The sequence below is a fragment of the Arthrobacter sp. RT-1 genome, assembly GCF_003367205.1.
Classification (GTDB): Bacteria; Actinomycetota; Actinomycetes; order Actinomycetales; family Micrococcaceae; genus Arthrobacter.
Window position 1 is genome coordinate 144,724 of the sequence record NZ_QRGQ01000005.1, and the last position, 17,219, is coordinate 161,942.

The 17,219-nt window shown below is 65.4% G+C and carries 15 protein-coding genes; 6 read left to right on the forward strand and 9 right to left on the reverse strand.

The features are described from left to right. Positions 1-106: 106 nt before the first annotated feature. From DXK94_RS06120 to DXK94_RS06130, 3 genes are all read left to right on the forward strand, one after another. Entirely contained in the window at positions 107-748 is a 642-nt protein-coding gene (locus DXK94_RS06120) for a DUF6318 family protein (protein WP_258868455.1), read from the forward strand. A gap of 509 nt (positions 749-1,257) precedes the next feature. Next, the gene (locus tag DXK94_RS06125) at positions 1,258-1,707 is read left to right on the forward strand and encodes a hypothetical protein (protein WP_258868453.1); all 450 of its coding nucleotides are present in this window, start codon (positions 1,258-1,260) and stop codon (positions 1,705-1,707) included. A gap of 103 nt (positions 1,708-1,810) precedes the next feature. Then, the gene (locus DXK94_RS06130; protein ID WP_115524263.1) at positions 1,811-2,881 is read left to right on the forward strand and encodes an alkene reductase; all 1,071 of its coding nucleotides are present in this window, start codon (positions 1,811-1,813) and stop codon (positions 2,879-2,881) included. 229 nt (positions 2,882-3,110) lie between these two features. Here DXK94_RS06130 and DXK94_RS06135 read toward each other — a convergent pair whose 3' ends face one another. Next, entirely contained in the window at positions 3,111-3,407 is a 297-nt protein-coding gene (locus DXK94_RS06135) for a hypothetical protein (protein WP_254865580.1), read from the reverse strand. 176 nt (positions 3,408-3,583) lie between these two features. Between DXK94_RS06135 and DXK94_RS06140 the strand changes: the two genes are divergently transcribed. Further along, entirely contained in the window at positions 3,584-6,106 is a 2,523-nt protein-coding gene (locus tag DXK94_RS06140) for a Tex family protein (RefSeq protein WP_115524264.1), read from the forward strand. Between the two features lie 76 nt (positions 6,107-6,182). On the opposite strand, the gene DXK94_RS06145 is transcribed toward DXK94_RS06140, so the two are convergent. Beyond that, positions 6,183-6,980, reverse strand: a complete 798-nt coding sequence (locus tag DXK94_RS06145; RefSeq protein WP_079597768.1) for a ZIP family metal transporter — start codon at positions 6,978-6,980, stop codon at positions 6,183-6,185. A 101-nt stretch (positions 6,981-7,081) separates the two neighbouring features. On the opposite strand from DXK94_RS06145, the gene DXK94_RS06150 reads away from it, so the two are divergent. Beyond that, positions 7,082-7,402, forward strand: a complete 321-nt coding sequence (locus tag DXK94_RS06150) for a hypothetical protein (RefSeq protein WP_115524265.1) — start codon at positions 7,082-7,084, stop codon at positions 7,400-7,402. Here DXK94_RS06150 and DXK94_RS06155 read toward each other — a convergent pair. The 5 genes from DXK94_RS06155 to DXK94_RS06175 form a co-directional block, all read right to left on the reverse strand. Beyond that, positions 7,399-8,172, reverse strand: a complete 774-nt coding sequence (locus tag DXK94_RS06155; RefSeq protein ID WP_115524266.1) for a YqjF family protein — start codon at positions 8,170-8,172, stop codon at positions 7,399-7,401. The two genes, DXK94_RS06150 and DXK94_RS06155, sit on opposite strands and share 4 nt — an antisense overlap. 108 nt (positions 8,173-8,280) lie before the next feature. Further along, the gene (locus tag DXK94_RS06160; RefSeq protein ID WP_115524267.1) at positions 8,281-10,461 is read right to left on the reverse strand and encodes an HNH endonuclease signature motif containing protein; all 2,181 of its coding nucleotides are present in this window, start codon (positions 10,459-10,461) and stop codon (positions 8,281-8,283) included. A 108-nt stretch (positions 10,462-10,569) separates the two neighbouring features. After that, complete coding sequence (locus DXK94_RS06165) at positions 10,570-10,974, reverse strand: DUF1622 domain-containing protein (RefSeq protein ID WP_115524268.1); 405 nt, start codon at positions 10,972-10,974, stop codon at positions 10,570-10,572. 85 nt (positions 10,975-11,059) lie between these two features. Further along, positions 11,060-11,920 (reverse strand): SDR family oxidoreductase, encoded by an 861-nt coding sequence (locus DXK94_RS06170; RefSeq protein ID WP_115524269.1) that lies wholly within the window; start codon positions 11,918-11,920, stop codon positions 11,060-11,062. A 4-nt stretch (positions 11,921-11,924) separates the two neighbouring features. Further along, the gene (locus DXK94_RS06175; RefSeq protein WP_115524270.1) at positions 11,925-12,836 is read right to left on the reverse strand and encodes an MSMEG_6728 family protein; all 912 of its coding nucleotides are present in this window, start codon (positions 12,834-12,836) and stop codon (positions 11,925-11,927) included. Positions 12,837-12,993: 157 nt separating this feature from the next. Here DXK94_RS06175 and DXK94_RS06180 point away from each other — a divergent pair, with 157 nt between their 5' ends. After that, entirely contained in the window at positions 12,994-13,581 is a 588-nt protein-coding gene (locus DXK94_RS06180; protein ID WP_079599087.1) for a hypothetical protein, read from the forward strand. 178 nt (positions 13,582-13,759) lie between these two features. Here DXK94_RS06180 and DXK94_RS06185 read toward each other — a convergent pair whose 3' ends face one another. Both DXK94_RS06185 and uvrA read right to left on the reverse strand, forming a co-directional pair. Further along, on the reverse strand, positions 13,760-14,416 hold the full coding sequence (locus tag DXK94_RS06185) for a transglycosylase family protein (RefSeq protein ID WP_115524271.1): 657 nt from the start codon (positions 14,414-14,416) through the stop codon (positions 13,760-13,762). Positions 14,417-14,585: 169 nt separating this feature from the next. Continuing rightward, a complete protein-coding gene (uvrA, locus tag DXK94_RS06190; RefSeq protein ID WP_115524272.1) occupies positions 14,586-17,207 on the reverse strand; it encodes an excinuclease ABC subunit UvrA in 2,622 nt (873 codons plus the stop codon). Between the last annotated feature and the right edge of the window lie 12 nt (positions 17,208-17,219).

Consider the following 17,219-nt stretch of genomic DNA (forward strand, 5'->3'; position numbering starts at 1 on the left):
GTGACGTGGGCTACCCTTAAGGCACTGTCCGGAGTAAGCCGTCTTGAAACTACTGGGGGAATAGCGGCCCATGACATCACTCAACGTCTTTATGTCCCGTGGCTTTATGTCCCGCGGCTTGCGGTCCGGAGCAGTTGTGTTTGCTGCTGCTACTTGCCTCGCGTTGGCGGGTTGCGCGGGCGGAGCACCTGCAGATCCCGGTACCTCGTCCCCAGCGCCTACAACTACTGCCACCTCCGACCCAACTCCGTCCCCAACGCCCACACCCAGCGCGGTGTACAAACCCGCCGACGCGTCCGGCCCCGCCCAAAACGTCCCCGTTCCAGTCCTGCCCGAGGTCGCAAAGACGGAGACGAAGGAAGGGTTGGAGGCGTTCGCTAAGTATTGGTTTGAGCTCCTGAGCTACGGATATGAAACCGGTAAAACTGAGCAACTGTCAGCGGTTACGAGTCCGAGTTGCATCATGTGCGAGCGTGCCAAAGAGGTCCAAAAGGGTTGGAACGAGGGTGGCCGCTGGTTGAGCGGGGGCAAGGTGACGACACCCGCTATCAGCACGAATTTCCGAATAGCTCCAGATGGAAACTACCAAGTTGCCGTGCAGGTTTCTCAAGAACCTCTTTCCTATTACAACCCCGATGGCAGCTTGGACAGTGCTGATTCAAAAACTGCAAATTCCGGCAGCCTTATGCTCGCTGTGTTCAAGGATGGGGCTTGGTTTGTGAACACGATTGAGCCCATCGCCGGTTAACTATGTGCATTCCGCTGATTCGAGTTGGTGGACGTGTTCTGTTGGCTGCTGTGCTCGCAGTGACTATGGCTTTCTTTGCGCTAGGAGTATCTCCGAATGCAGTGGCCGAAGGAAATACGCCTCCAGTGAAAGGGCAATGGGGAACAGATACTGCAGATATTGATGCATGGGTTCTAGATCCCTCGAACGGGGGCTTTTCCCGGCCGGCGCCTGGTGCAGTTAGCACCGACCCCAATGAGTACAAATACGAACTTCAATGCCACCTTGGCGGGGGAGACTTCGACACTGAATGCCTTGGGCGCCAGGTGGAGTGCACTAACGGGCCGGACGGTGAAGAAGGCATACCCGTCATCTGGTACTCGAAGCCACGTAGTGTTCCTGGTGCAGTCTGGGTGATCCACTCCGGCCCAACGTGTCTCTATGACGCGCGGCCGGAGGACCTGCTGCCCCGAATTGCGGCCGACATCCAGCGGGAGTTCCAGAACCTTCCAATCAGTGCCGGGACGGTCGTGGCGCAACCCAGCCCGCACACGCTGCGAGGTGCTGAAACAAACTTCTACGCGGAAGCCATCGAGCAGCAGTTCGACATCACGATGTTCGGCCAGGCCGTGCATGTGGTGGCAACCCCGGTCCAGTACACCTGGAACTACGGCGACGGCACCGTGTTCGGCCCCCAACCCTCCATGGGTGGCCCGCTCCCGCAGGACCGGTGGGGTGAAAAGACGCGGACAAGCCACGCCTACGGCGAGACCGGTGACTTCCAAGTAGTACTGACTACGTCCTTCCAGGGAACGTACTCCGTCAATGCCGGCCCGCCCCTGCCCATTCCCGGCCAGGGACAGCTCAATGCTCCGCCGCAGACGGTCAGCGTCTGGCGTTCCCTGACCCGCAACTACGCTGACGACTGCAACGCCAACCCGCAAGGCCAGGGCTGCCCGGGAGTGGCAACACCGCCCTAGTAAGCGGATGGCCCGGTGTGATTCCGGTCGCACCCGGAATAGTTGCACGCGCGCCCCAGTTGGCATGAACAGTACGAACTTCAGCCTTCGAAAGGAACTGCGCATGCTGTTTTCCCCTCTCACCCTCGGCGAACTTGAGCTTCCCAACCGCTTGGTCATGGCGCCCTTGACCCGGCTCCGCGCGGGTGAGGAAGGTGTCCCCGGCCCCCTCCTCGTCGAGCATTACCGCCAGCGCGCCTCCTTGGGGCTTATCGTCAGCGAGGGCACCTACCCCAGCCCGGCAGGGCGCTCCTACCCGGGCCAGCCCGGCATTGTCACGGAGGAACAGGTAGCGGGGTGGAAGAAGGTCACCGACGCCGTCCATGCAGAGGGCGGCCGGATGTTCGCGCAAATCATGCACGGCGGCCGGGTCTCGCACCCGGACATCACCGGCGGCCACCCGCTTGTGGCGCCGAGCGCCGTCGCCATCGACGGTGAAGTCCGGACGCCTTCCGGGAAGCAGTCCTACCCCGTGCCCCACGCCCTCACCACCGACGAACTGCCCCTGCTGATCCAGGAAATCGTCAACGCCTCACTGAACGCCGTGGAAGCCGGCTTCGACGGCGTCGAGCTGCACTCGGCCAACGGCTATCTCCTGCATGAATTCCTGGCCCCCAACTCCAACGTCCGGACCGACAGCTACGGCGGCTCCCCGGAAAACCGGGCGCGCTTTGTCATCGAGACGGTCAACGCGGTGGTGGCCGCGCTGGGTGCAAACCGGGTGGGCATCCGGATCTCCCCGGAGCACAACGTCCAGGGCATCTCCGAGACCGACGCCGCCGACGTCCGCGCCACCTATGAAGTCCTGGTGGACAGCATCGCCCCGCTCAACCTTGCCTACCTGAGCATCCTGCACCATGAACCCACGGGTGAACTGGTCCAGGACCTCCGCGCCCGTTTCGGCGGCACGTTCCTGGTCAACACCGGATTCGGTGTCATCACCACGCGTGAGGAAGCAGTCAACCTTGTCGCTGACGGCCACGCCGATGCTGTGGTGGTGGGCCGTCCCGCCATCGCCAACCCGGACCTCGCCCGCCGCTGGAAGGAAAGCCTGCCGTTGAACCAGCCGGACCCGTCCACGTTCTACGCTGAGGGCGCCGAAGGCTACACGGACTACCCCGTCTACCAGGGCTAAGCAGCCCGAATTCGCGACAACGGCGGCACCCGGCTTTGGGTGCCGCCGTTGTTGGCTGCCGGTGTGCTGGGACCGGCAACGAGAGCCCAAGGCCATCCGACGACCTCCGGCTTTTATTCAATTTGGCCCGCCGGGCCCCTCTGGAAGCCGGCGGTGATCAGATGCTACTCCATCGAATGGACTTTTACTAGGCCTTAAGTGGGACAAGATGCAAGGGCGGAAATACTGGCTACAAAACCGCCTCCCGGCCCGTCCCTTCTGTCATGACCAGCCTGCCGTCCTCGATCGACACGAGCACGCTTTTGGGCTTGCCGCTGACCTTCGTGATCGCCTTCAGGCCACGGTTGGTCACCTCAACCCCCACGTGGGCGCCCTTCGCCGGCAGCTCCACGGAAACCTCGGACGCAATGCCGAGGATGGGGTTGGTGGAAACGCCGAGCTCCCGCCACGCCTGTTTACCGTTGACCGTCACGGTGACATTGGCTTCCTCGAACCCCTCCTGAAACACAACAAGCAGTTCGCGCATGGCGGCCTCTTCCCTGAGCAGTGGGTGCCTGTGACGGCACCTCCACTACAGCACTCTGCGGGCGGGAACGGAATACCCTTGCCCGGCACTATTCGGACTCCCTGCAACGGCTGCTAACGCGCCCCGCGGCGGAACCGGCAGTGGAGCCGGGCAGGCGGGTAGGGCAAGATGTTCTGGTGACTCAACTGCCGCAAGCTCCCTCTTCCGTTGCATCTGCTGCCTCAAAGCCGGACGACGCCATCTACGCCCAGATCGCTGAAGAGCTGGGCGTGAAGACCTGGCAGGTGAAGGCGGCTGTCGAGCTGCTCGACGGCGGGTCGACAGTCCCGTTCATCGCCCGGTACCGCAAGGAAGCCACCGGGACGCTCGATGACACCCAGCTCCGTGAACTCGACGACCGCCTGCGCTACCTCCGCGAACTGGCGGACCGCCGTCGTGCCGTCCTCGAAGCGATCGAAGCGCAAGGCCAGCTGACCCCCGAGCTAAAGCAGGCGGTCTTCGCTGCGGACACGAAGTCGCGGCTCGAGGACATCTACCTGCCCTTCAAATCCAAGCGGCGGACCAAAGCGCAGATTGCGCGGGAAGCAGGCCTGGAACCCCTCGCCGATGCCCTGCTGAAGCGGCCGGACCTCGACCCCGATCGTGAAGCCGCGAAGTACCTGAACACCGAACACGCCATTGGGGATGCCGCCGCAGCGCTCGCCGGTGCCCGCGCCATTTTGGTGGAGCGAGTGGCGCAGGACCCGGACCTCGCCGCCAACCTCCGCGAACGGCTGTGGACGCAGGGCCGGATGGTGTCCCGCGTGAAGAAGGGCAAGGAAACCGAGGGCCAGAAGTTCGCCGACTACTTCGACTTCGCCCAGGCACCCGCCGGCATGCCGTCCCACCGGGTCCTCGCACTGCTGCGCGGGGAAAAGGATGGCGTTCTTGAGCTCGACCTCGCTGAGGCAGATCCGGCGGACGACGACGCCCTGGCCGCCGCCCGCTCACGGTACGAGTCCGCGGTGGCAAGGTGCCTCGGGGTCGCCGACCGCGGCCGTCCCGCCGATGCGTGGCTGATGCAGACCGCGCAGCTGGCCTGGCGGTCCCGGGTTCTGGCCAGGCTCACGGCCGACCTCCGCGGCAGGATGTTCACCGCGGCCGAGGACGAAGCCGTCCGGGTGTTCGCAGCCAACCTGCGCGACGTCCTGCTGGCCGCCCCTGCGGGTAACCGCGCCACGCTTGGTTTGGATCCGGGCCTGCGCACGGGCGTAAAGGTCGCTGTGGTGGACGGCACCGGCAAGGTTGTGGCCACCGATACGGTGTACCCGCACGCCCCGGCCCGGAAGTGGGACGAAGCATTGGCGACGCTGGAGCGGTTGGCGCGGCAGTACGCCGTCGAACTCGTGGCGATCGGCAACGGCACGGCGTCGCGGGAGACGGACAAGCTCGCAGTCGAGCTGATCAAGCGGCTGCCCAACGTGGACCGGAAGCCACAGAAGCTTGTGGTGTCCGAAGCCGGGGCGTCCGTCTATTCCGCATCCGCGCTCGCAGCCGCCGAATTGCCGGGCATGGACGTTTCCCTGCGCGGCGCGGTGTCCATCGCCCGACGCCTGCAGGATCCGCTCGCTGAACTGGTGAAGATCGACCCGAAGTCCATCGGCGTGGGCCAGTACCAGCATGACGTAACGGCATCGAAACTCGACCGGAGCCTGGACGCCGTGGTGGAGGACTGCGTGAACGCGGTGGGGGTGGACGTCAACACCGCCTCACCCGCGCTCCTGAGCCGGGTGGCCGGCGTCGGGCCCTTGCTGAGCGAAAACATCGTGGCCTACCGGAACCAGAACGGCCCATTCGCGAAGCGTGCCGACCTCAAGAAGGTGCCGCGGCTGGGTGCCAAGGCGTTCGAGCAGTGTGCCGGCTTCCTACGGATCACCGGGGGAGCGGAGCCGCTGGACGCTTCCAGCGTTCACCCGGAGGCTTACGCTGTGGCGCGCAAGATCCTCGTTGCGGCCGGCTCAGCGCCGGCTTCTTCACTGGATCCGCGGGACTTCGTGGATGACACGTTCGGCCTGCCTACGGTCACCGACATCCTCACCGAACTGGACAAGCCGGGACGCGACCCGCGCCCTGCCTTTGCCGCGGCGACGTTCTCTGAGGGCATCGAGAAGATTTCCGACCTGAAGCCGGGGATGGTGCTGGAGGGAACGGTCACCAACGTTGCGGCTTTCGGCGCGTTTGTGGACGTGGGCGTGCACCAGGATGGGCTGGTCCACGTCTCGGCCCTGGCCAACCGATTCGTATCCGATCCCCGCGAGGTGGTGAAGTCCGGGCAGGTGGTCCGGGTGAAGGTTCTGGAGGCGGACCCCGAGCGTAAGAGGATTTCCCTGACGTTGAGGCTCGACGACGAACCTTCCGCGGGCGGGCAGGGCTCCAGGGGAGGCGGTGCTGGAAGGGCCGGGTCCGGGCGGGCGGGTTCGGGACAACCTGGATCGGGAAGAGCAGGTTCCGGACAGCCAGGTGCTGGAAGGTCTAAGGGACGGCAGGCCGCGGAGCGTGGTGGAGCACAGAAGTCCGGTGGTTCCGGCCGGCAGGATCCGCAGCGGTCCGGCGGCCAGAAGCCGCCTAATGCAGCAGGGGGACGTGGCCAGTCGCCCAAGCCCGCACCCGTGAATACGGCAATGGCTGAGGCCCTCCGCAAGGCAGGCCTCGGTAAGTAGCGGCTTCTCGCCCGCGAGGTTATCCCTCCTGGGTGGCGGCATGCTGGTGGGCGGTGTTTCGGCGTAGCGGGGCCGGTCAGGCCAGCGACAACACGAATGCCAGGACGAACCCGGCCGCGGTGCTGAGCGCGACGGCCGGGCCGCCGTGTTCGTAGGCCTCGGGCATCAGCGTGTCTGCCAGGGAAGCGATGACGGCGCCGGCAGCGAATGCCAACGGTATCGAGATGGCCTCCGGGTCCGTTCCTGACAGCGGCCCGGCGCCGACAACAACGGCGACGACCAGCAAGGCCGCACAGCCCAGCCAGAGAGCCAGGATACTGCCGGTTGAACGCCCTTGGCTTCGCATGGAAGCTGAGCCGACAAGGGCTTCCGGGAAGTTGGAGACAAAGATGGCCGCGAGTAGGGCCAACCCACCGGTGCCCTCCCCCAGGGCGATTCCCAGGGCAACGTTCTCCGGCACTCCGTCCAGGGTCACCGCGGCCAACAAAGCCAGCCCTGCCGCTCCCCGTGTTGAAGCAGAAGTGGGAGCTCTATCGGACGCGGCGGCATCCGTATCCAGTTTGGCGCTGCCTTGGAACTCGTCCGCAGGCGTGGCCTGCTCCTGCTTTCCGGGTTGCGCCCAACGGTCCAGCAAAGCGCTGAGGACCGTGAACACCACCGCGCCACCTATCAGCCCGATGGCTGCGCGGATGATCCCGCCACGTTCATAGGCGTCTTCGAACAGTTCGAAGGCCAGTGCTGTGATCAGCGCCCCGGCGGCGAACGCTAGAAGCATGGCAAGGAGTCGCTTCGGAAGTTCAAACCGGACACCAATGAAGGCACCCAGAACCAATGCACTGGATGCTATGACGCCGAACCACAGCGACATCAACATGCGGTCAGTATAGGAGTGCTGCGCTGACGTGGGAATACGCAATCGGTACCGGCTGGGAGAGGTGACTTTCGATGATGGTGCGTTTCTGCAAAGGTGGGTTCATGACTTACTTCCTGGAGTACACCATTCCTGCCGCGTCCCCCGATGCCGAGTTTGAGTTTCCCCATGATGAGATCAACTCCGGCACCACGATCCCTTTGACCCAGACGGACGCCGAGGTGGTGCACACCCCCGAGCTTCCCGCGCGGACGGGCATCATCGGAGCCACCGCCCCTGAGGCAAAGCTTGAAGCGGAACAGCTGGTCACCCACAGCCGCGCTTCCGAGGCGTCGCTGTACTTCGACCCTTCCAACTCGTTGCAGCCCGGGGTAGGCACGCTCGTGGCGACCTTCAGCGAAGGACAAGGCTGGCGGGACGCCTAAGCCCCAGACAGCTTGCCACGGTGTCTTACCACCCGGGGCCGGCCGAACCGGGTCCGCACTCCGGGTGAGTAGACGACAGAATCCGGCGGACCGCTCACACTGATGCCTGCCGACTGCACCAGGTCGTCCTGAAGGTCATGGAGTTGCGCCGTGTAAAGCGGCCACGGTTCATGGGTGTTCGGGATGTAGATTGTCCGGCCTCGGAATCTGCCGTGCATGCCGAACCTTGCAGTGAGGTGGATGGACAGCGGGTCATCGACCGGAGTCCCGAGGTCAGGAATGACGCTGAACGTGCTGTTTGCTCCGTGTCTGAATCGTCTGACGGAGTAGCCGGTGATTCCCTCCGGCGCGCGCCCGGACGTTTGCTTCCGGTAGCTTATCCGCGACCAGACGTAGGGTATTTCGGCTGCCCGTGCTGCGAGGACTACGGGCAGCCGGTTCGCGTCCAGACTCAGGAAAACGACGCCGCGGGTTCCGTCCGGTTCCCTTGAGTAGAGGCGCACGTTGACCTCATTGAAGCTCCCAAGATAAGGAACTCCGGGGCCGCGGCCGATGCCCGCCTCCTTCATGCGAAAGCCGATAAGGCCCACCCATGACGATCCATCAAAGAGATCCGGCCGTACTCCTGCCGGCATAAAGCGGGCAGCCACCGGTTCGGGTATCCGCCAGTGCAGGAAAATGGCGTCAGTCCAGCGCTGGTCCATGACGGCGGGCGGGGACAATTCAGGAGGGGCAGGCCACAAGGCTGCTGCGTCCACACGATCCGTCATGTGCAGGTTCCCTTCTTTGCGGCTCTTCACGGCTCTTTGCAGACCACCGCTCCGAACCCATTTGCTCATGATCCCTTGGAACCGCTCGTCCAGCATGAAACACCCGCTTTATTCCCTCGGGTGGGGTGGTGGTGGGGGTTTGAAGTAGTGGTTTTGTTGGGGTTTTTGGGTGGGGTCGATGTGGGGTGGGGGGATGAATGTTGGGGTGCCGTGGGTGGTGGTGATGGTCCATTGTTCTTTGTGGATGAGGTGGTGGTGGTGTGTGCAGAGGAGCGCGCCGTTGGTGGTGGTGGTTGGTCCGCCGTGCGACCAGTAGGTGATGTGGTGGGCTTCGCACCAGGGTGCGGGGATGGTGCAGTTGGGGAAGGTGCAGCCTTGGTCGCGGGCGGTGAGGGCGAGGCGTTGGGCGGGGGTGAAGAGGCGTGTTTTGCGGCCGAGGTCGAGGATTTCGCCGTTGGTGCCCAGGAGGGCGGGGATGATGTCCGCGTCGCAGGCGATTTTGCGCAGGGTGGCGGCGGCGACGGGTCCGGTGAACACGAACGCCCCGGTCCCGGCCCGGGCGCTGGTGTAAGCGCCCGTTTCACTTCCGGCCCCGGTTGCGTTGCTGGTGTTTGTCGTCGTGCTGGTGGCCCTTGCGCCGGTGTCTGTGGGTGTTCCGGGGCGTGGGGTGGTGCGGGGTCCGGTGGCTGTGTCTGTGGTTGGCCAGGGGTTGTTGGTGGGGTTGGGGAGGTGGGGGAGGAGGTCTTGGTAGTTGATGGTCGCGATGATTTGGGGGCGGTTGCCGCCGGTGATGGGCAGCAGGTTGGTGGTGAGGGCTGCTTTGACGGCGGAGACGAGCCCGTCGAGTTGTTGCTGGGCCCGGGTGCGCCGTTCCAGGTCCACGCCGGCCTCCCGCCCCGGGTCCACGCTGGCCTCCCGCCCGGGGTTGGCGCGTCCGTCCGGGTCCGGGGCGGGGTCGGGGTTTGTGGTGCTGGTGTTGGGGGTGGCGGTGCGGGGGTTGGTGGCGGTGTTCATCACGGTGAGGAGGTGTTCGTATTGGTCGGTGGTGGCGAAGATCTCGAGGCGGTGCAGGCCGTGACGGGGTTTGCGGATGAACGCGCCTTGGGTGTGGCGGAGGGCTTCTTCGGTGGGTTCGGTGCCGTCGGCGTCGATGGTGTCGTTCCAGCGTTGGGCCAGGCGGGTGAGGAAGTCCGGGTCGGCGGTGATGGCGGTGGTGGTGAGGTGCTGTTCGATCCGGTCGAGGGTGTCGGCGGTGGTGTGGTGCTGGAGCCGGTCCAGGGTGGCGGTGATGATGGTCGCGGCGTGTGAGGAGAGCACCGGCCCCGCGATCAGGCCCGGATCAGTGGTGGTCTGGGCGGGTTCGCCGGTGGTGGTGTTGGTGGGGGTGAGGGCTGTGGTGAGGTGTTCGCGTGCCGGCGGGAGGGGTTCGCCGGTGAGGCTGGTGCCGGGCAGGGCCTGGTGGGCGAGGGTGAGGCGGCGGCGGGCTTCGCGGAGGGGGATCCGGAGCCGGAGCCTGAGGAACTCGGCGGTGTTCCTGCACCCGTCATCAGCCGGCGACGTCACCACCGGCGACGTCACCACAGGCGCTGTCACCACCGACGAGGTCAGCACGGGGCGATCGATCCCGGCTGCGGGCCAGTTCGCGTCGGTCTCGTTCAGGGTCTCGACGCCGTTGGCATCCCAGCCGGTTACCCAGCCCCGGCCCGCTCGCCCAAGTCGACCCGCCCTGGCCTGGCTGGTGCGGGCGGCGTCCGCGGCGGTAATGGCCTGAGTCCGGGTGCGGTCCACGGCAGAGGCGGCGAGCAGTTGCAGATACTCCACTGTCCGGGAAAGGTCCTCGACCTGCCCGGCGAAATTGGCCGCTGAAACATAGTCCGCCCTGGCCAGCTCATCTTGGGCGGCAACAGCAGCCGCCACCAGCAGGGCTCCGATCCCACCCAGGCCAACCCGATCCTCAACGAGGGGTGCAGGGGTGGGATCGGGGGCAATCGGTGAACTGTCTGTCCCAGTGCCAGCGGATACCCAACAAGGGGCGGTTTTGGATTCAGTCGCAGCGTTACCGCGATCAGTTTCGGATGCAGTGGGGCCGGCGCCGAGGCAGGGTGGTGGGTCAGGAACGGGAATGTCAGGGGCCGTCTTGGCCGGGACGGCGTGAAGGCGCCCGGACAGCCTCAGCGGGGCGTCGCCGTCGTACCCGTCATGCCGGGAACCACCGGCAGGCCGGAGAACCCGCGGGAGCGCGGCGGCGGGACTGCCGAACTCCGCAAGCTGCTCCCCAATGGCCTCCATGGGACAACTCTGCCAGTTACCACTGACAAAACATCCCACCCGAAGCCGCTATGTGGAAAACGGGGAGGAGTGAAAAGTTGGAAGCGGAAAAGACCCTGCTTACCCCGGTTATCCCGCCGTCGCTTCGGCAGAATCGCGGGAATCGCGTGAGTCGCGGGGCTCCTTCTGCCATGGCCACTTTCCGGTGATTTCAAGCTCAAGCGAAAAGCTGAGGAATGTCCGGATCAGCACAATAATCGCCAGAACTCCAACGCTTTCGAAGGTGGGCGTGACAGCGACGGTTCGGATGATGTCGGCGGCCACCAGCAGTTCAAGCCCCAACAGGATGGACCTGCCCAACAGCTGCCGGTACAGCCGGTAAAAGGTCAGCTTCTCCCCGCCGGCGCGCACCTTCCGCGGCTGATATCCCCGGAAAGCAAGCGGAATGGACACCAGGGCACCGATCACCATGACAGCGACTCCGGCGAAATCAACAAACTCCCCGACCGTCTCGATGATGTGCCGAAAATCCATGGTTTTCTTGCCTCACATTTCGCTAAACCCTGACCGAACCACTGAGCAGTCAGCTTAAACGGTGGAACCGTCCCGGCGATGTTGGCTACGGGTGGCGGACGCCGTTTCCCGCAAGGATGTCCCGGTAGCCTTCCCTGAACGACGGGAAGGTGAGGCTGAGACCGGTGCTCCGAAGGAGGTCGTTTCGGCAGCGCTTGTTGCCGCCGCGCGCGGGTCCCGCATCACCCACGGGCGGGGCGGCGAGGCCCATCTCAGCGGCCAGGAAGCGCAGCACCGTGCCAAGGTCAGCCGGATCGTTGTCCACTCCCACGTAAACCGGCGAGGGTTCAGCGGCCATGGTGGCCAGGTGGACGATAGCGGCCGCGGCGTCGTCACGGTGGATGCGGTTGGTGTAGCGCACGTCCTCCGGAACAACGGCTGAACCGCTGCGAACCTGGTCGATCAGGCGGGTCCGGCCGGGACCATAGATGCCGCCCAGCCGGAGGGACACGGCCGTGGTGCCAGTTCCCGCCAGCCGGGACCGGAGAAGCTCCTCCGCCTCCACCAGGACACGGCCTGAAAACCCGGCCGGCGCAGGTGGAGTACTTTCATCCACCCAGCTGCCGCCGGCGTCCCCGTACACGGCCGTCGAGGAGACAAAAAGCACCCGCTGAGGCTTGACGCCGTCGCGCTCCAAAGCGTCCAGGACGTGCGTTACGCCGTCAAGGTACGCTGCGCGGTAGTCCGCCTCAGACGGCGAGTCCGCGGCAACGGCAATAACGACGGCGGTGGTGTCCGCCGGGACAGGCGGCAGCTCCGGAGCGCTCAAGTCAGCCGCCACACCTTTAATGGCGGGCGGCAGCTTGGCAGGTGAGCGGCGCCAGCCCACCACGTGATGGCCCAGGGCGGCGAACCGCAGACCTGCTTCGGTTCCGAGGTCGCCGCAGCCTGCCAGGAGGATGGTCATGCGGCTACGGGGCTTCCACCGGGAAGAACACGCGGGGATCCTGCAGAAGAGCCGGGTAGGCAAAAGCGGACCGGTCGATGATCTCCGTAACGGTGAAGTTGCGGCCGAACCTGCCGTCCTCCAGGGTGATGGGACGGCCCACCACCTGGCCTACGGCAAACTTCGCTCCATGCTCGAACGGGACCGCCACCGGCGTCTTTCCCGGCAGTGTGGAGAAAGCCTCTTCCTGCGCCAGGCGCTTGCGCGTAGGTTTCTTCACCTGTTGCTTGGGCGGCGCCTTCCGGGGCTGGCGTGAGGGGCGGCGGGACCCGTCGTCGATATACACGGGGGAGTAATCGTCACCCATGCCCGCCGCGGCAGCGATGCTGCCGCTCACGGGCGGAAGGGCCACTGTGGTCAACGTCTGTGGATCGACGTCGTCATGGGGATCGCGCAGGATCCACAGGATGTCACCCTCTGGCTCCTGCGGCAGGAACTCGTGCTTCGGCTCCGGCCAGACGTAGTCCATGTCCGGGTTCGCATCAGCAAAAAGGGAGCGGTAGAACTTGGGCTCCTTGCGCACCAGCTTGGAGCGGTGGCTGAGGTGGAAGTCCGGGTCGCCGAGCCACGGCGGCATGGGAATCTTCGCCGCGTAATCCGGGTGTGCCGCCTGCGGGGCGAACTCCATGATGTTGGCCCGGGTGTTGTCCGGGTGGCCGCGCTTGGTCCATTCGTCAACCATGGCCAGCCCATACATGGTCAGCGCCGGCACATAGCCCATCCACATGCGGATTGCCGGGTGGGTCTGCCAGCCGTATCCGGGAATGACCAGGGCGCGGAGCGTCTGGAGTGCCTCGACCCGTTGCTTGCCAAGCCGGGCGGTGTCCAATGCTTCGGCGCTCTGCCGGAATTCAGGGTACGGGAGGAAGGTTTGCATCCATTCAGTCTGACGGCACCCGGCGGATGTTCCAATTGCAGTGCCGGGGACCACAGGCCAGGCGCTCCGGATGTCCAGATAGTGGACCTATGCATACACAAAGGAGTTAAAACCACTAAGGTGTCCGCAACCCACCCCGCGTTCTGGAAGCCCTCTCATGACATTAACACCCGAAGTAACCACCGGAATCACCTCCCCCAGCGTGCCCCGTTACGGGCAGATGCTGAGTCCGGAAGCAAAGGGCATCCTGGTCCTTGACGAATTCACCATTGATCCTGCCGCCGCGCGCAAGGAGCAGCACCGCTTCCGTGATGGCGTGGCCGCCGTCGCCAAGACTGTGCGCCGCATCGCTGCCCTCCGTGTGGTGATCGCGCTCGTGGCCATCGGCAACCTGCCGCTGTTCCTGCTGTCCAGCGGATGGTGGATCTACGTGGTTTCGCTTGCACTCGTGGTTGGCGTGCACACCGCCGTCACCCTGTTGAACCGCCACGAACCCCGGCTCCGCCAGCAGTCCGCCCTTGAACTGCACATGCACCGCGAACGCAGCGCCAACTACCGCAAGGTGCGCGACGCCGTGAAGTACATGATCGACACCCCCGCCAGGATGAACGAGCACCTCTACCTCGAGCTGCTTGCCGCCAAGCGCGTCGCCTTGAACCTGGCCCACGGCACCGTCGCACTGCTGGACACCAGCGACGAACACGCCTGGAAGGTTCGGATCGTCCGTGAGATTCCCGCCAGCTAACAGCTGGCTTGCCCGCCGCGCGTTGACGTACGGCAGGCTGGATTGAAGAACGACGCCGGCACTCCCCTTGTGGGGGCGTGCCGGCGTCGTTTTTTGGTCAACGGAATTTGTCTATCGCCGACCTGTTCATAGGGCCCGTGAGGGCTTTTGCAGCTGGCGGGCAGCTGCGGCGCAGTTTTTATAACGGAAGCTGGATGACCTGGCCCTCGAAGACGAGGTTGGGATCGGAGATGGTGTCCAGGTTGGCATCAGCAAGTTGCTGCCAGCCGCCTTGGATGCCCAGCTTTTCGGCAACAATGCTCAGGGTGTCGCCGGCCTCCAGCGTGTAGGTTTCCCCGCTCAGGGCAACTGCTTTGGCATGCTTGGCGGCGGGTGCCTGGGTAACAGGAGCTGCTTGGACCGGCGCGCCCTGGACCTGCTGGACCGGTGCCTGCTGGACCGGAATCTGCTGGACGGGGGCCTGCTGAACGGGTGCAGTCCCGGTGGCGCCGCCGCTCAGGCCCAGCTGGGCAGAGCAGGAGGGCCATGCTCCCCAGCCCTGCGAAGCCTGGACCTGCTCGGCGACGGCAATCTGCTGCTCGCGGCTCGCGTCCGCCGGTGAACCGGTGCCGCCGTATGCGGACCAGGTGCTGGCACTGAACTGCAGGCCGCCGGAGTAGCCGTTTCCGGTGTTGGTTGCCCAGTTACCGCCGCTTTCACACTGTGCCAGGGCGTCCCACGTGGAGGTGCTGGTGGTCGCATTTGCGGCGGTGCCGGAAAGTGCGAGGCCTGCTGCTGAGATCACGGCCACGGTGGCTCCACGGCGTGCGGCAGTACGGAAGGTTGTGTTTTTCATTATGGTGATGCTCCTGAAGGCCACCGGCGCTGGTTCCGTCCCCGGAGATCGTCGCGCCACTGCCCGCCCCTGACAAATAGAGGTCAACTTCGGTGGCTGCCGCTGGGCAGTTCTGGTGGAGGCAGCACCGGGCATTCATGCGCCCGCTTTGGCGGGCATGCATTTCACGCTAGGACATCACAGCGGCGTTATCAAATCGAGATTTTCCTGAGTATTCGCTGGTGGAACCCTGATTGAGGGCTGCCGCGAGGTAGGGCGCAGTCCGGCTGCCGCCCGACCGCGCCACCGTTTCGGGGGTCCCGGTTGCCACGATGAGCCCGCCCTTGTCGCCGCCGGACGGGCCCAGATCGATCACCCAATCAGCCCCTGCCACTACTGACATGTCGTGCTCAACAACCACCACGGAATTGCCGGCGTCCACCAGGCCGTGCAGCTGTGCCATCAGCAGCTGTACATCGGCGGGATGCAGGCCGGTGGTGGGTTCATCCAACAGGTACAGGGTGTGCCCGCGCTGCGCCCGCTGCAGTTCGGTGGCGAGTTTGATGCGCTGGGCTTCACCACCTGAGAGTTCGGTGGCAGGCTGCCCCAGCCGCAAGTACCCAAGTCCCACGTCCTGGAGGCTTTTCAGGCTCCGCGCCGCAGCCGGCACGTCGGCCAGGAACTCCGCAGCGACGTCCACGGTCATGGCCAGCACGTCGGCCACGTTCCTGCCGCGGTACTGCACCTCCAGCGTCTCAGGGTTGTAGCGGGATCCGCCGCACTCCGGGCACGGGCCGTAGCTGCCGGGCAGGAAGAGCAGTTCGACGGCGACAAACCCTTCGCCCTGGCAGGTTTCGCAGCGCCCGCCTGCCACGTTGAAGGAGAACCTGCCGGCGCCGAAGCCACGTTCCCTGGCCTGGCCGGTCGCGGCAAATTCCTTGCGGACAGCGTCGAAAAGCCCGGTGTACGTTGCCAGGTTGGAGCGCGGGGTACGCCCGATCGGCTTCTGGTCCACAGTGACCAGGCGGTCGATGCGTTCACCCCCGGTAATACTTCCCGTGGCGGAGGGCTCCGCTGCATCCTGTTCCAGCGGGGTTTTGAGGCCGGAGCCCACCAGCCCGGCAAGCGCCCGTCCAACAAGAGTGGACTTCCCGGACCCTGAGACACCGGTGACCGCCGTGAGGACCCCCAGGGGAAAACGTGCGTCCAGCCCCCGCAGGTTGTGCCGGCGGACGTCCTTCAACTCCAGCCATTCCGTAGGCTCCCGCACCATTCCCAAACTACTGCGGGAAACACGGCCGGAACCGCCGTCGGCACTTCCGGTGGCCCTTCCGCTGCCCGCCGTGACGAATCCGTCGTCGTCGAACAGGAACGGCCTGGTGACGGACGCCTCGATGCCGGCGAGCCCATCCACGGGTCCGCTGTAGAGCACTTCGCCGCCGCCTTCTCCGGCACGCGGGCCCACGTCCACCAGCCAGTCGGCCCGCCGGACCACGTCCATGTTGTGCTCCACTACGAAGACGGAGTTGCCGGACTTTTTCAGCTGCTCCAACACGTCCAAAAGGGGTTCGGCGTCGGCCGGATGAAGCCCTGCGGATGGCTCGTCCAATACGTAGATCACCCCGAACAGACCGGACCTAAGCTGCGTGGCAATCCGGAGCCGCTGCATCTCGCCGGGCGAGAGGGTGGGCGTGGCACGGCCCAGCGCGAGGTATCCGAGGCCGAGGTCCACGAGGACCGTGAGGCGATGCAGGAGGTCCCGGGTGATGGCTACGGCTACCTCGTTGGACTCCCCGGAAAGCTGCGTGCGGGAGGCTGTGCCGGCGTCGTTCAGTCCAGCGGTGGGCCGCACGATGTCCGCAAGCTCCGCCATCGGGAGCCGGTTGAGCTCCGCAATGGTCCTGCCCGCGAACGTGACGGCAAGCGCCTCCGGCGTCAGTCCCGTGCCTGAACAGAGCGGGCACGGGCCTGACTCCATGTACGCCAAAACGCGTTCCCGCATGGACGCGCTCTGGGAATCCGCCAGGGTATGCAGGACGTAGCTGCGGGCACTCCAGAACCGCCCCTTGTACGGTTTGGCCACCCTGTCGCGCTGCGGAGTCACCTCCACCACGGGCTGTTCCTCGGTGAAGAGGATCCAGTCCCGTTGCTTCTTGGGAAGCTTGCGCCACGGGACGTCGACGTCGTAGCCCAGGTGGGTGAGGATGTCCCGCAGGTTTTTCCCCTGCCACGCACCGGGCCAGGCCGCGATGGCGCCGTCACGGATGCTCAGCGACGGGTCCGGAACCAGTGACGATTCCGTAACGGTATGTGCGACGCCCAGGCCGTGGCATTCCCGGCATGCACCGGCTGCGGTGTTGGGAGAGAAGGCGTCCGAGTCCAGCTGGGTGCTGCCGGACGGGTAGGTCCCGGCGCGCGAGAAGAGCATGCGCAGGGAGTTTGAGAGCGTGGTGACGGTGCCGACGGTGGACCTGCTGCTGGGGGCGCCGCGGCGCTGCTGAAGTGCGACGGCGGGAGGCAGCCCCGTGATCAGCTCCACCTTGGGGTTGTGGCCCTGCTGTATCAGGCGCCGGGCATACGGGGCCACGGACTCGAAGTAGCGGCGTTGCGCCTCGGCATAGATGGTGCCGAAGGCCAACGATGATTTGCCGGACCCGGAAACTCCCGTGAACGCCACGATCGCGTCGCGTGGGACGTCCACGTCCACGTTGCGGAGGTTGTTTTCGCGGGCGCCGCGGACCCGGACGAAGCCGTCGGCCGCGGAGGCGGGAGCCGGGTACTGCAGGTCATCAGCGTGCGTGGCGTTCTGCATTCGCTCGACTCT

What these genes read in the sequence shown, in the direction of transcription:
- DXK94_RS06120 (WP_258868455.1), top strand. Translation starts at nt 107, where the DNA reads ATGTCCCGCGGCTTGCGGTCCGGAGCAGTTGTGTTTGCTGCTGCTACT.
- DXK94_RS06130 (WP_115524263.1), top strand. Translation starts at nt 1,811, where the DNA reads ATGCTGTTTTCCCCTCTCACCCTCGGCGAACTTGAGCTTCCCAACCGC.
- DXK94_RS06135 (WP_254865580.1), bottom strand. Translation starts at nt 3,407, where the DNA reads ATGCGCGAACTGCTTGTTGTGTTTCAGGAGGGGTTCGAGGAAGCCAAT.
- DXK94_RS06145 (WP_079597768.1), bottom strand. Translation starts at nt 6,980, where the DNA reads ATGTTGATGTCGCTGTGGTTCGGCGTCATAGCATCCAGTGCATTGGTT.
- DXK94_RS06150 (WP_115524265.1), top strand. Translation starts at nt 7,082, where the DNA reads ATGACTTACTTCCTGGAGTACACCATTCCTGCCGCGTCCCCCGATGCC.
- DXK94_RS06155 (WP_115524266.1), bottom strand. Translation starts at nt 8,172, where the DNA reads ATGACGGATCGTGTGGACGCAGCAGCCTTGTGGCCTGCCCCTCCTGAA.
- DXK94_RS06160 (WP_115524267.1), bottom strand. Translation starts at nt 10,461, where the DNA reads ATGGAGGCCATTGGGGAGCAGCTTGCGGAGTTCGGCAGTCCCGCCGCC.
- DXK94_RS06165 (WP_115524268.1), bottom strand. Translation starts at nt 10,974, where the DNA reads ATGGATTTTCGGCACATCATCGAGACGGTCGGGGAGTTTGTTGATTTC.
- DXK94_RS06170 (WP_115524269.1), bottom strand. Translation starts at nt 11,920, where the DNA reads ATGACCATCCTCCTGGCAGGCTGCGGCGACCTCGGAACCGAAGCAGGT.
- DXK94_RS06175 (WP_115524270.1), bottom strand. Translation starts at nt 12,836, where the DNA reads ATGCAAACCTTCCTCCCGTACCCTGAATTCCGGCAGAGCGCCGAAGCA.
- DXK94_RS06180 (WP_079599087.1), top strand. Translation starts at nt 12,994, where the DNA reads ATGACATTAACACCCGAAGTAACCACCGGAATCACCTCCCCCAGCGTG.
- DXK94_RS06185 (WP_115524271.1), bottom strand. Translation starts at nt 14,416, where the DNA reads ATGAAAAACACAACCTTCCGTACTGCCGCACGCCGTGGAGCCACCGTG.
- uvrA (WP_115524272.1), bottom strand. Translation starts at nt 17,207, where the DNA reads ATGCAGAACGCCACGCACGCTGATGACCTGCAGTACCCGGCTCCCGCC.